A 14007-nucleotide genomic window follows, 5' to 3' on the forward strand; every position below is an offset into this window, starting at 1 on the left:
ATGGAAAATGGAGGGTTTATGAAAGAGTTTCTAAAGAAAAAGAACATTATTTTCTCTGCAAAGAGATATGGGATCGATGCACTCAGTGCAATGGCCCAGGGGCTGTTTGCGTCTCTTCTGATCGGTACGATCATCAGTACGATTGGAGAACAGACCGGAATTGAGATCCTTGTGACGGTGGGAGCTTATGCAAAGGGAGCAACCGGTGCTGCGATGGCGGTATCCATCGGATATGCGCTGCAGTGTCCTCCGCTGGTATTATTTTCACTGGCGGCGGTAGGTATGGCGGCAAACGAGTTGGGAGGAGCAGGCGGACCGCTTGCGGTTCTGGTCGTGACGATTTTCGCTGCTGAATTTGGAAAACTGGTTTCCAAAGAAACCAAAATTGATATTATTGTAACACCGATGGTGACGATCGGAGTCGGCGTTCTGCTCAGCCTCGGATGTGCGCCTGCAATCGGCAAGGCGGCGAGCACCGTAGGAACTGCAATCATGTGGGCGACAGAACTGCAGCCATTCTTTATGGGAATTCTGGTATCTGTGATCGTAGGAATTGCACTGACACTTCCGATCAGCAGTGCGGCAATCTGTGCGGCTCTTTCTCTGACAGGGCTTGCCGGAGGGGCGGCAGTGGCCGGATGCTGTGCCCAGATGGTGGGATTTGCTGTGATGAGTTTCAAGGAAAATAAATGGGGCGGACTCTTTGCCCAGGGAATCGGAACTTCCATGCTTCAGATGGGAAATATCGTTAAGAATCCGAAGATCTGGCTCCCGCCAATTCTGGCTTCAGCAATCACAGGCCCGATTGCCACCTGTATCTTCCGCCTTCAGATGAACGGAGCAGCAGTTGCGTCCGGAATGGGCACCTGCGGCCTTGTGGGACAGATCGGTGTGTACACCGGATGGGTGAGTGATATCGCAAACGGAGCGAAAGCCGCGATCACAGTAATGGACTGGATCGGCCTGCTCCTGATCTGCTTTATCCTGCCGGGACTTCTGTCATGGCTGATCGCGATTCCGATGCGCAAGAAAGGCTGGATCGGAGAAAACGATCTGAAACTGGATCTGTAAAAGAAGATTTAGACGAATACATATAAGAAAAACGAGTAACCAAACCGGATCGAAGAGGTTACTCGTTTTTTTACTTGTTATGAATTGCTGTGGCTTTTGACAAAATCAAGAAACCGAAGCGTTGCTGGGGCTGCGGCTGCATTTTCAGAATAAGCGACACCCAGAACACGCGTATAGTGGCTGGAAAAAGAGCGGACACAGACGTCAAAAGGCGCATTGGTCAGCAAAAGACGCGGAAGTACGGTAATACCGAAACCTGCTTCCACCATTTTCAAAGTGGCAAAATCCTCGTTCAGCCGGTAGCGGATCTTAGGGGTAATGTTGTTCATGGCGAAAATATTTCCCATCTCGTAATCCAGACCATCAGAGGAAAGAATAAAGTTCTCATTATCGATATCGGCAAGAGATACTTCGGCCTGAAATGCAAGCGGGTGGCCGGCGGGGGTGACCAGCATCAGCTCATCCGTTCCCACCGGAATAAAGGAAGCTTCCGGGACAGAATAGCGGGAGACGAAGATACAGTCCAGTTCGCCGCTGTGGAGACGTTCTTTCAATCCGCTGAAACCATCGACCGTAAGTTCAAAGTTGATATTCGGATAGACGGAAGAGAATTCCTTCAGAATATCTGGGAGCCAGTGATAGGCGATGCTCTGGATTGTACCGATCCGGATATATCCGGTATCCAGTCCGTTCAGTCTCGCCGCAAGCCGGTTGATCTGCTGCTCTTCCCGGCAGATGATCCGAAGTGATTCAATGATCTCCTCGGTGCCAAGCAGAAGATCCATGCCGGATTTGGAACGCTTGAACAGGGGAAAACCAAGCTCTTTCTCATAACTTCGGATCGCCTGGCTGATGGCAGACTGCGTATAATTCAGTTTTTCGGCCGTTTTAGAAATACTGTGTGTCTCGCAGACATCCAGAATGATTTCATATTTATTCATGCGAACTCCTTCTATTAAAAAAAGTGATACTACCTATTAAAATAATTTGCTTTTCGAATTGCTTTTTATCTTTTATTATAAACATGGATGAATGTTTTTTGTCAAGAGGGGGACGGGTACATAGTCACCCAGTCACTGCCTCAAATGCATACTAAATAGGAGGAGAAATTTATGGGAACAGAATTCTGGAATGGAGCAGAAGCGGCACATAGACGAGTGATGATGAAAGCGGCCGGATATTCAGATAGTGATATCCGCAAGAAACCGCATATTGGTGTACCGAATTCATATATGGAGGGATCACCGGGATCCGCACATCTGCGCCAGATCGCGGCAGCAGTCAAAGAAGGAATCTGGGCAGCAGGAGGCGTGCCGGTTGAATTCGGAATTCCGGCAACATGCGGAAACATTGCAAATGGAGCGGAAGAACTGAAATACGAACAGGTAGGACGCGACATCGTGGCCATGTCGGTAGAATTTGTCAGCCGTGTCCACAATTTTGACGGGCTGGTTATGGTTGCATCCTGTGATAATATTATTGCCGGCTGCTATCTGGCGGCAATGCGCCTGGATATCCCTGCCATGGTGGTGACAGGGGGATCTATGCAGCCGGGACAGTATTGCGGCAAAACAGTCGTAGAAGCGGATCTGGATGCAGCACGTTTCTCAGGCGCCGATGAGAGTGAACTGATGGAAATGGAAGACAATGTCTGCCCGTCATTTGGTGCATGTCCGTCCATGGGAACAGCGAATACGATGCAGATGCTGGGGGAAGTATTGAATCTGGTACTTCCGGGAACGTCAACGATCCCTGCAACCGATAATGCAAAACTTCGCAAAGCCCGTGAAGCAGGAAAATATGCGGTTCTGATGGCAAAAGCAGGAAGAAAACCTTCCGATCTGATCACGAAGGAAGTTCTGGAAAATGCAATCATGTTTGACATGGCGGTAGCCGGATCAACCAATGCGGTACTGCATCTGCTGTCTTATGCATACGAACTGGGAATCAAATTGACACTGGAAGACTTTGAACATTATGCCAAGGAAATCCCGTGCATCAATGCAGTCGTACCGAGCGGCCCGTATACGGTAGTAGATTTTCACTATGCCGGAGGCGTACCGAATGTCATGAAAATGCTGGAGAGCAAACTGCATACAGACGCACCGAGCATGTACGGATGTCCATGGAGCGAAGTGCTGTCCAAAGTAACTGCACAGGAAAATAAAGTAATTCATTCTCTGGACCGTCCGCTGTTCCATGAACCGGGACTTAAGATCCTTCGCGGAAATCTTTCCCCGAACGGAGCGATCGTACGTCCGACAGCGGTTTATGACGAAGTGAAGTACATGAAAGGCAAAGCAAAAGTATTTGAAAATGACCGTTCCGCATTTGAAGCAATTCAGGGTGGACAGATCGTGCCCGGCGATATCATTGTAATCCGCTATGAAGGATGCAAAGGCGCACCGGGAATGAAAGAACTGATGCTGAGCATTGACGCACTGATCGGACTTGGATTACATAAGAGTGTAGGCCTGATTACCGACGCCAGATTCTCCGGATTTAACTTCGGTGCTATTATCGGACACGTTTCACCGGAAGCATATGACGGAGGTACGATCGCACTGGTGGAAAATGGAGATGAGATTGTGATTGATATTCCGAACGGTGAAGTATCGCTTCTGGTATCCGATGAGGAACTGGCAAAAAGACGTGAAAACTGGGTATGCCCGCCGCTTAAGGAAGAGAAGGGATGCCTGAACATTTACGCAAAGATGTGCCGCCCGGCAGAAGAAGGCGGAGCGATGCAGCCGTGGGGACTGGACGCGAAATTCAAATAATAAAATTTTAGGAGAGTGAAAAGATGCTGTTATTATCAAGAGAAGATATTAAAAAAGTATTTACTATGAGGGATGCAATCGAGGCGGATAAGGAGGCGTTCCGTCTGGTTGTTGAGGGAAAATGCGATTCCCCGCTCAGAACAAATATCCAGGCGCCGAAATATGACGGATGTTTTTTGTTTATGCCGGCCTATGTAGAAGAAATGGATACCGCTGCGGTGAAGATCGTCAACATTTTTCCGCACAATATTGACCAGGGAAAGCCGTCCTCTCCGGCACAGGTTCTTCTGATTGACGGAAAGACCGGAATCGTTACGGCTGTGCTTGACGGAACCTATGTGACCCAGATCCGTACAGGTGCGGCTTCCGGCGCGGCATTCGACGTATTGGCGAAGAAAGACTGCCGGATAGGTGCACTGATCGGGACCGGAGGACAGGCAGCGACTCAGCTGGAAGCAATGCTGGAAGCAAGAAAACTGGAGGAAGTCCGGGTTTATGACCTGAATTATGAGCGTACTGCCGCATTTGCAGAAAGAATGCAGGAAGAACTGAAGGCATACGGAGCAAAGATTATTCCGGTTCATTCTTCCGATGAAGCAATCGATGACGCGGATCTTCTGATCACCGTGACACCATCTTCCAAACCGGTGTTTGACGGAACAAAGGTGAAAGCCGGAGCGACCATTAGCTGTGTCGGAGCATACCAGCACCACATGCAGGAGATGGATCCGGCAATCCTGCCGAGAGCATCCAAGATTTATTTCGATTCGAAAGAGGCGGTGCTGTCTGAATCCGGAGATATTCTGATTCCATTAGAAGAAGGAATCATCACCGAAGAAGACTTTACAGGAGATCTTGGAATGGTACTGAAAGGGGAACTCGTAGGCAGAGAAAATGATGAGGAAATCATTGTTTTCGAGACCGTAGGAGTTGCGGTTCAGGATCTGGTGGCTGCCAAGAAGATCTATGAAAAAGCGGTGGAAGCAAATGTAGGAACTGAGTGGAAATAGAATAAAATAGATTCAAAAAAACTTTCAGAAATTGTGTTCTCATTGATAAAATGCCACAACCGTGATCCGGCAGGGAGATGTTCTATGGGTAATGGGAGCGGAAATGAATGTTGAGCATCTGGAAGCGTTAAGTAAAGAATAAAAAATAAGCAACCAATGGTAAAGCGCCGTTTCAAGAGATAAAATACTTGAAACGGCGCTTTTTTTCATTGTTTTACAAAAGAAATGAATAAATTCGTTACAATGAAGACAGAGGGGAACAAAATCAATTAATTGGAGGGTGTAAAAATGGGAGAAAGAATCATAACGGAGGAAATCATACAATCTTTTCATCAATATTTAGTTCAGGAAGAAAAAAGTACGGCAACAATCGAGAAATATCTTCGCGATGTCCGGACCTTTTCAACGTATATCGGTTCCAAGATTGTGACAAAAGAACTTGTTATGGACTATAAACAGAATTTGCAGGTGAAAGAATATGCAGTTCGCTCGATCAATTCCATGCTGGCAAGTTTGAGCAGTCTGCTGGACTTCCTGGGATGGTCCGAATGCAAAGTGAAAAATATTAAAATGCAGAAACAAGTGTATTGTGCCGAAGAAAAAGAATTGACCAAGGCAGAATATTTCCGGCTTCTGGAAGCGTCAAAGAAAAAACCACAGCTACAGTTGGTCATGCAGACAATATGCGGAACCGGAATCCGTGTTTCAGAACTGCAGCATTTTACTGTGGAGGCGGTAAAACAAGGAGAGGTCATCGTCAATTGTAAAGGAAAGACCAGAACGATCCTGATTCCCGGGAAACTGCGGAAACGGTTGCTTGATTATGCCCGGAAGCAGAAAATACAATCCGGAACCATTTTCCTGAGTCAAAAGAAAACACCGTTAAACCGGAGTTATATCTGGGAACAGATGAAAGGACTTTGTAAGGAGGCGAACGTGAGTCCCGGAAAGGTATTTCCGCATAACCTGAGGAAGCTTTTTGCAAGGACATTCTACGGTATCGAAAAGGATATCGCCAAATTGGCCGATATTCTGGGACACAGCAGCATCGACACGACCCGGATTTATATCATGAGTACAGGGGCAGAGCATCGAAAAAAGATCGAACAGCTTGGCCTTGTCGTGTGAATATAAAAAACTGACATAATTCACATTATGTTATTTAACTGATAAAAAAATGAATATGTTTCAGGTATATTAGGGGTATTTTTTCGGATTTTTGAGTACACGAAGAAATATCCTCCTTTTTGATTTTACAGAAATCTTGACTGGGGATCATCTTCCTTTGCGCTTCGACGGATTTCGACAGAATTCTTGCTGCCTCTCCCTACAGGAATCGCATTTTTTCGAGCGCATTGCTTGATTTTTCGACTGTTTTATGCTATACTTTCGTTGATAAATTTTAGATACTTATGTGGATTAAATCTATTGTACTGACATAATGTGAATTATGTCATAAATTATATATTTATAGAATATTTTGATTCCATTTCAGCGTGGATTTTCAAGTATAAGGAGGTACGGATTTTGAACTATAAGTTATTAAAGACATTTCGAAAAAGGCATGGTTTCACACAGGCAGAAGTCGCAGAATATGCAGGTGTAAGCCGTCAGGCATTTTCCAACTATGAGAGGGGCTTGCGGGAGCCATCTATAAAAGTGCTGATCATGCTTGCGGATTTGTATCACATCAGTCTGGATGAATTAGTCGGAAGAGAGCAAAAATAAGAATTTCAAAACGCATTGTTTCAGGTGGAGGAGTACCGGAGACAATGCGTTTTGGTATAGCCAATTGATTTATAAGCAACTAGTTATTTCATAAATACCAGGAGGAAGCGTAGCTTTGTGGACGGAATAATAGGATGCATGAGAAGACAAAGTGAAAAGTAAATAATGAGAGACTTTAGAAAAAAGATTGTTAAAAACAGAGAGATGTTTTTGAGGAGTATGGCGCTTCTATTTATGGATATAGCAATCATTATTATCAGCATGGGGGGAGCGCTTTGGATTCGGTGTGATTTCCAGTTTAGTAAGATTGACAGTATTTTTTTGGAATCTGTGCATGATTATATGCTCATTAATATTACCTGTACAGTATTGATTTATTCAATTTTGAGATTATACAGCAGTTTGTGGCGCTTCGCAAGTATAGAAGAACTGAAAAATGTCATTATCGCCGTGTGCTTATCATCGGTGGTGCAGACCGCCGGGATGAAACTTATGGGGTGCGAGGTGCCGAGAAGTTATCCGTTCCTTTACCTGCTGTTGCTTGCGCTTTTGACGATCATAAGCAGATTCTCCTATCGGTTTCTGCGGATTGCCATGCACAAGTACAGAAAAGAAAGAGAAGCTGCGCCCATTCAGACGATGATCGTAGGTGCCGGATCCGCCGGTTATATGATTGTTCGCGAGATGAACAACAGCAAGCATCTGAATCGGAAGATTCCCTGTATTATCGACGATGATCCGGCCAAACTGGGAACGTATCTTCAGGGAATACCGATCGTCGGAAAGAAAGAAATGATTCCCTATTATGCTGAAAAATACGGAATCGAAGAGATTGTCATTGCGATTCCGACGATATCCAGAGAAGGGCAGAAAGAACTGCTGGATATCTGCCAGAATACATCCTGTAAAATCATGATTCTCCCGGGAATCTATCAGCTGGTCAACGATGAAGTCAGTGTATCCATGCTCCGCGAGGTTCAGATTGAGGACTTGCTTGGAAGAGAGCCGGTCAATCTCGAGATGGATGAAATCATGGAATATGTCCAGGGCAAGACCGTGCTGGTCACAGGGGGCGGAGGATCTATCGGAAGCGAAATCTGCCGACAGGTGGCACTGCATAATCCAGGACTTCTGATTATCCTGGATATCTATGAAAACAATGCCTACGACGTACAGAATGAACTCCTTGCAAAATATCCGGATATGAACCTGAAGGTTCTGATCGGGTCTGTGAGAAATAGAAAACGGATCGATTCCATCTTTGAACAGTATCGTCCGGAACTGGTTTTCCACGCTGCAGCACACAAACATGTGCCTCTTATGGAAGACAGCCCGAATGAGGCGATTAAAAATAATGTATCCGGGACCTGGATCGTGGCCCGCGCTGCAGATGCGTATCGGGCGAAGAAGATGGTTCTGATCTCTACCGATAAAGCAGTGCGCCCGACAAACATTATGGGAGCGTCAAAAAGAGTATGCGAGTTGATTGTGCAGAGCTTTGCACAGAATTCGCAGACAGAATATACAGTCGTGCGTTTTGGAAATGTACTGGGAAGCAACGGAAGCGTTGTCCCATTGTTCCGAAAGCAGATCGAAGAGGGAGGTCCGGTGACGGTGACTCATCCGGAAGTGATTCGGTATTTTATGACGATCCCGGAGGCCGTGAACCTTGTCCTGCAATGCGGCGCCCTCGCCAAAGGAGGAGAAATCTTCATCCTGGATATGGGGGAACCCGTTAAAATCGTAGAACTGGCTGAAAAAATGATTCGTTTATCCGGATATGAACCGGATGTCGACATTCAGATTAAATTTACAGGACTGCGCCCGGGCGAAAAACTGTATGAGGAACTTCTGATTGATGAGGACAATCTGAAAAAGACGGATAAAGACCGCATTTTCGTTGCCCAGCAGACGGGTGTCGATTCTGCAAAAATACAGGAGACCGTCCAGAAACTGATCGAAGAAGCATACGACGAGACGCAGGACATGCGCTCTTATATCAAAGAATTGGTACCGGAATATGCTCCGCAGGGAATTGTAGAAGAATAGAGAGATACGTATTTAGGGGATGAGGGTGGCTATGAAAACGGAAGAAAGACATCAGAAGAATCCGTATCATAAGCTTACGGAATATCAGAAACGTTACATGAAGGTGAAGGATATATTGGACAGAGTACTAGCTATCATAGGACTTTGTATATTATCACCACTGTTTCTGATCATAATCGTTATGTGTAAATCAGAAGATGGATGGAATGCACCAGTCTTTTTCTCACAGAAAAGGGTGGGCATTCATAAAAAGCATTTTCAGCTATATAAATTCCGCAGTATGAAACTGGATACGCCGCACGACACTCCAACCCATCTGCTCGCGAATCCGGAACAGTACATAACCAAAGTCGGGAAAATGCTTCGGAAAACTTCACTCGATGAATTGCCGCAACTTTGGAATATCGCCAAAGGCGATATGGCTGTCGTCGGACCGCGCCCGGCACTTTGGAATCAGTTTGATCTGATTGAAGAGCGGGACAGATATGGTGTTCACCAGATTAAGCCGGGCCTCACCGGCTGGGCACAGATCCACGGGCGGGATGAACTGGAAATCAGAGAGAAAGCTAAGTTAGATGGGTATTATTTGAGACATTTAGGATTTGTAATTGATATAAAAGCCTTTCTTGGAACGATTGTCTCCGTGGTTAAGAGCGATGGGGTTGTAGAAGGTGGTACAGGGGCAATTCGTGGGAAGGGAGAAGAGAAGACCGCTGAAGAGAGGACTGAAAAGAAGACCGCATTAATTGTGACGAATCATTCTTATATGCTCTGGCAGTTCCGGAGAGAGCTGATTGCTGAATTGATGAAAAAATACCATGTCATCATCAGCATGCCTTTCGTGGGACACGAAGAAGATTTCAAAGCCATGGGTGTGAAATGCATTCAGACCAATGTGGAGCGCCGGGGGATGAATCCGGTAAAAGATATGTCTCTTATCAAAAGCTACTTTAAGGTGATCAGGGATGAAAAACCGGATATCGTTCTTACCTATTCGATTAAACCAAACATTTATGCCGGGTTCGTGTGTGGAGTGCTGAAAATACCGTTCTTCGCCAATGTGCAGGGGATGGGAACCGCATTTCAGAATCCAAGGTTGGCAAGATTTGTTTCGATGCTGTATAAAGCGGCGTTCCGAAAAGTCAAAGCAGTCTTTTTCGAAAATGAGGCAAATGCAGAAGAATTCTGTAAAAGACAGATTATCGAAAAAGACAAAGAAGTTGTACTTCACGGAGCTGGCATTAATCTGGACTATTATTCCCTGCAGCCGTATCCGAAGAATGATAAAGTTCATTTCCTGTATCTTGGAAGAATTATGAGAGAGAAAGGGATGGATGAACTTTTCAAAGCGGCAGAAAGGCTTCATGAGGAGCAAGAATCATTTGCACTGGATCTGGTTGGTTTTTTTGAAGATGAATATAAAGAAAAGGTGGAAACGCTGCAGAAAAAAGGTGTTGTTATATTTCATGGATTCCAGAAGGATCCAAGACCTTTTTATACGGCGGCTGACTGTATCGTAATGCCAAGCTATCACGAAGGGATGAGCAATGTGAATCTGGAAGCGGCGGCAATCGGAAGACCGGTTATTACATCCGATATTCCCGGATGCAGGGAAGCAGTGGAGGATGGGAAGACTGGGTATTTGTGTAAAGCGAAGAATGCTGAAAGTCTGTATAGGGTGATGAAGAAAGTGTTGGAATTGCCAGTGGAAGAAAGAGAAGCTATGGGAGTGGCGGGACGTCGGAAGATGGAAAGGGAATTTGATAAAGGGGAAGTTGTGAGACGGACGATAGAAGAGATTGAGAGACGGGGATAGTGAGTTGGATAGATAGAGAAAGTCGAAGGCGATATGAAGGGAGAGAATTCATATCGTTTTCGCGTATGCTGGTTTTTGGGATGAATTGGGCATCGGGGGTGGTGGGGATGCGGGGGAAGAAAGGGACACAGATATGACATTAACGAATTATTGGTGGCTGCTGATATGGCTTTTTGTCGCCGGGGGGATTTTGACAATTGCGGTGCCGAAAAGGCCGGAGCGAGTGTTGGGGAAGACGGAGAATAGATGGAGCTGGGGGGCAGCAATCTTGCTGGCATGTCCGTATGCTGTATGGTGTATGAACAGATCGAACTTCGGAGACACCGAAGTGTATAGAACGACATTTCTAAATGCCCCGGCAGTTATTTCACAGATCCCAGTGTATTTAGCAGAACATACGAAAGATCGTGGCTTTTCTGTTTTGATAATTATAATTAAATCAATTATCGGAAATAGCGATAAGTTGTTTTTCCTATTGATTGCAATATTCCAAATCTTTTGTGTTGTATATTTTTTTAGAAAATATTCTACAGATTTTCTGCTATGCATGTTCATGTTTGTGGCTTCTACAGATTATTTGTCCTGGATGTTTAATGGTATGCGTCAGTTTATTGCTGTAGGTATTATCTTGTTAAGCTTTGGACTTACTTTAAGAAAAAAATATATCCCCGCGATATGTTTGATTTTGTTAGCTGCTACCATTCATGGATCTGCGCTTTTGATGTTGCCTATTTTATTTGTGGTTCAAGGAAAAGCGTGGAACAAACGAACACTTCTGATGATGGCTGGCGTTTGTGTGGTAATTTTGTTTGTGGATCAGTTTACTACAATTCTTGATACCATGTTGGCAGAAACACAATATAGTGATTTGATAACAAATGAAATATGGACAAACGATGATGGAACGAATATGCTTCGCGTGTTGTTTTATTCTATTCCGGCTGTTTTGTCTCTTGTTGGAAAACGATATGTGGATGCGGAAAATTCACCAGTTATAAATATGTGTGTAAATTATGCTTGTTGTACTTGTTTGATATATTTTTTGTCCGCATTCACTTCTGGAATTTACATCGGAAGAATTCCAATTTTTATGACGCTGTAGCCCATTGTCAAGATAGGAACAAAAAAATTATTGCAGATTTATTCACACTCGAAAGAGTGCTTTTTTTTTGCGCTTTTCCGGGTTGCCTGAATTTTTGCAAATTTCTCCCAGACGCTTTTTTGTCCCTATTATATCTATAGGGGTCTACCTTTATTATTGAGGTTATTCATATTATCTCACGCCCTGAATCTGGGGCATATTCCAAATCCCTATGGCAATAGGTGTCATAACCCTTTCGGGCTCGGGGTGCCAGCCCGCCGCTCTTGCTTTGCGGAAGTATCATTATCATCTACAGATTATGGCTCAGAGGAATGCCGGTACCTCCTTAGATCATCTATGATATCGCTGCGTATAATTTCGCCTCCCTTCCCGGTCATGGCGATAGAATATCCTGGCTCCTTGTAGATGGTTGTTTTGGAATACCGATATTAAGATGTCAAGGTGCAGGTAGAGGGCAGAATTTGCCTTTCTGATTTTATATCGTTTTTAGAGGGAGATGCGTAAAAGAAATGTGTTGAAGCTAAGTAAAGATTATTCCTCAGAGTAAAATAAGATTATAGTTGAAAAATAAGTGCATCAACATTACAAGCATTGATGCCGAACATGATATCTCAATGCGTGAAGTATAGCGCCGCCATTAATGTAAACGATGCCCGGAGTGCCAAAAGGCTCCCCGGGCATCAGTGTTTGGGATTATTAAGTTTAGCGGCCATTCATCAGTCAAGTTAGTCTCCGAAAATATCGTTTTCTAATTCTTGATAAACAATCATATCTGGAGTAATTAGTTTTGCCAGTGTATCACGCATGATCATTTCACCAGTATTACCACAACCGGTAATACCAAGGAGTTTTTTCCCTAATGTGCAAATATCGTTTCCTGCGGACTTGATATCATCTGGGGCATTTCCACGAGCAACACTTTCTGCAATCTTTTGCGTTTTGATGGCTAACAAATCATTCGCCTTATCAGGTGAATTAGCAGCTTGACACCATTTCTTTAAAACGGAATCATCCAAGATATAAGATTCAATGTGTCGACGGGAAATTACTTTAACTCCACTGGCTTGTAGGTCTGCAATTTCCTCAGGACTTCTATCATCTCGATCCACAAGACGAACTATGGTCGAAGAAGGAGAAACACTGGTTATGAAATCAATAACAGATTGTTTGTTTTCAATATCGTTGCAACTTCCGAGTGAATAAAAAATGGTGTTTGGATGTGTACTCTTGAAAATGGTAGAGTAGCAGCGAGCGTCAAAATCTTTTCTTTTTCTACCCCGCGTGGTTCCTTCACAGAAAACAATTGTCTCAGGAGAAAGAAAAGGTGCGTAATCGTCCAGTGTAATTTCGACCATTTTATTCCAGAGAGATGTGTCACAGCTACTTGGCTCTAACGTAACATTTTCATCGAAATCATATCCGTCGAAATTTAAGAAAACAACTTCTCCGGGATGCTGTTCTAAAAGTTTTCTGGCTTCTTTTAACATACCAAAAGAATGGGTAGCAATCCATAACTGAGACTCATTTGGAACAAGCTGAAAAAGTTCAGTAAGAAGGCGTGCTTGTAAACTGGTATGAATGTGTGTTTCGGGTTCATCGATACAGAAAATGGTATCTTTATAGAATTCACTTTTAACAACCATATCTAAAAGCAAATCAAAGGCAGCTTTTTCTCCACCAGATAGTTTTTCGTAGCCATATTTGGTCGTTGTTCCTTTAGAAAAATAAAACTCAGCTTTATCCGTAACCAAACCAATTTCTGTTAATATTAAATCAGGAAAAAGCCGTTTGAGTGGTTCTCTGATTTTATTAAGCATCGCATCTCTAAGTGCCTTGACAGTTTTTGTGTCGTTTTTCTCGTCGTATAATTGCGAAATGGTTTCTGAGATGAGTCGTTGATAGTTATCATTAACAGTAGAGTCATTCTGAATCATCATACCGTTGTCTACTGTTTCTAATGGAGAATTTAATTTTTGCAAAGTAGTTACTGATATATTGGGTGAGTTTCTGTATGCTGTTCTAAAATAGAAAAACTGACGAAATTGTTCCCGTGATAAGTTCGATATGTCACTATGGAAGTCAATGCTGACCAATTGATAGCTACGTCTCCGATCTGTGGTGTCTTTTTTACAATAATCATCATTAGCAGCATTATTATATCCCTTATTCAAATGCCACGTTTTAAACGAATCAAATAAGGAGCTTTTTCCACAGCCATTAGGACCTACTAAAACAACAAGTTTGGCTGTAGACGGTATGTTTTCTATGGTCAGATCGGTAAACCGCTTAAATTTTTGTAATCTTATCTTTTTAATTCTCATATTCTCACTCCTGTTGTGGTTTTAAAATCAAATTATTATTTCTCAAATTGATGAGCACTTTTTAGTTCCAAGTGTAAAAACTTCTACTAATTAGAGTATACATCTTCGTTGGAATATTATCAACCAGCAT

10 protein-coding genes are annotated in these 14007 nt (G+C 43.8%); 8 read left to right on the forward strand and 2 right to left on the reverse strand.

Annotation, left to right across the window (positions count from 1 at the left end; all coding sequences use genetic code 11):
• Positions 1 to 18 precede the first annotated feature (18 nt).
• Positions 19 to 1071: a PTS transporter subunit IIC gene (locus tag ACTNB3_RS10790; protein WP_441025651.1), complete on the forward strand. Its 1053-nt coding sequence runs from the start codon at positions 19 to 21 to the stop codon at positions 1069 to 1071.
• Positions 1072 to 1148: 77 nt separating this feature from the next.
• Here ACTNB3_RS10790 and ACTNB3_RS10795 read toward each other — a convergent pair whose 3' ends face one another.
• Positions 1149 to 2012, reverse strand: a complete 864-nt coding sequence (locus ACTNB3_RS10795; protein WP_427805930.1) for a LysR family transcriptional regulator — start codon at positions 2010 to 2012, stop codon at positions 1149 to 1151.
• A 171-nt stretch (positions 2013 to 2183) separates the two neighbouring features.
• Here ACTNB3_RS10795 and ilvD point away from each other — a divergent pair, with 171 nt between their 5' ends.
• The 7 genes from ilvD (at position 2184) to ACTNB3_RS10830 (ending at position 11556) form a co-directional block, all read left to right on the forward strand.
• A complete protein-coding gene (gene ilvD / locus ACTNB3_RS10800) occupies positions 2184 to 3851 on the forward strand; it encodes a dihydroxy-acid dehydratase (RefSeq protein ID WP_427805929.1) in 1668 nt (555 codons plus the stop codon).
• 23 nt (positions 3852 to 3874) lie between these two features.
• Positions 3875 to 4861, forward strand: coding sequence for an ornithine cyclodeaminase family protein (locus tag ACTNB3_RS10805; RefSeq protein ID WP_441017255.1), 987 nt, complete (start codon positions 3875 to 3877; stop codon positions 4859 to 4861).
• A 288-nt stretch (positions 4862 to 5149) separates the two neighbouring features.
• On the forward strand, positions 5150 to 5989 hold the full coding sequence (locus ACTNB3_RS10810; protein WP_441025552.1) for a tyrosine-type recombinase/integrase: 840 nt from the start codon (positions 5150 to 5152) through the stop codon (positions 5987 to 5989).
• 399 nt (positions 5990 to 6388) lie between these two features.
• Positions 6389 to 6589 (forward strand): helix-turn-helix domain-containing protein, encoded by a 201-nt coding sequence (locus ACTNB3_RS10815; protein WP_427820075.1) that lies wholly within the window; start codon positions 6389 to 6391, stop codon positions 6587 to 6589.
• Positions 6590 to 6808: 219 nt separating this feature from the next.
• Entirely contained in the window at positions 6809 to 8638 is a 1830-nt protein-coding gene (locus tag ACTNB3_RS10820) for a polysaccharide biosynthesis protein (RefSeq protein WP_441025556.1), read from the forward strand.
• 31 nt (positions 8639 to 8669) lie between these two features.
• Positions 8670 to 10454 carry a sugar transferase gene (locus ACTNB3_RS10825; protein ID WP_441025559.1) on the forward strand — a complete coding sequence of 595 codons (1785 nt, stop codon included), beginning with the start codon at positions 8670 to 8672 and terminating at the stop codon, positions 10452 to 10454.
• A 133-nt stretch (positions 10455 to 10587) separates the two neighbouring features.
• On the forward strand, positions 10588 to 11556 hold the full coding sequence (locus tag ACTNB3_RS10830; protein ID WP_441025562.1) for an EpsG family protein: 969 nt from the start codon (positions 10588 to 10590) through the stop codon (positions 11554 to 11556).
• Positions 11557 to 12281: 725 nt separating this feature from the next.
• Here ACTNB3_RS10830 and ACTNB3_RS10835 read toward each other — a convergent pair.
• A complete protein-coding gene (locus ACTNB3_RS10835) occupies positions 12282 to 13877 on the reverse strand; it encodes an AAA family ATPase (RefSeq protein ID WP_441025565.1) in 1596 nt (531 codons plus the stop codon).
• Between the last annotated feature and the right edge of the window lie 130 nt (positions 13878 to 14007).

Source organism: Bariatricus sp. HCP28S3_D3, assembly GCF_052065755.1.
Taxonomy (GTDB): Bacteria; Bacillota; Clostridia; order Lachnospirales; family Lachnospiraceae; genus Allocoprococcus.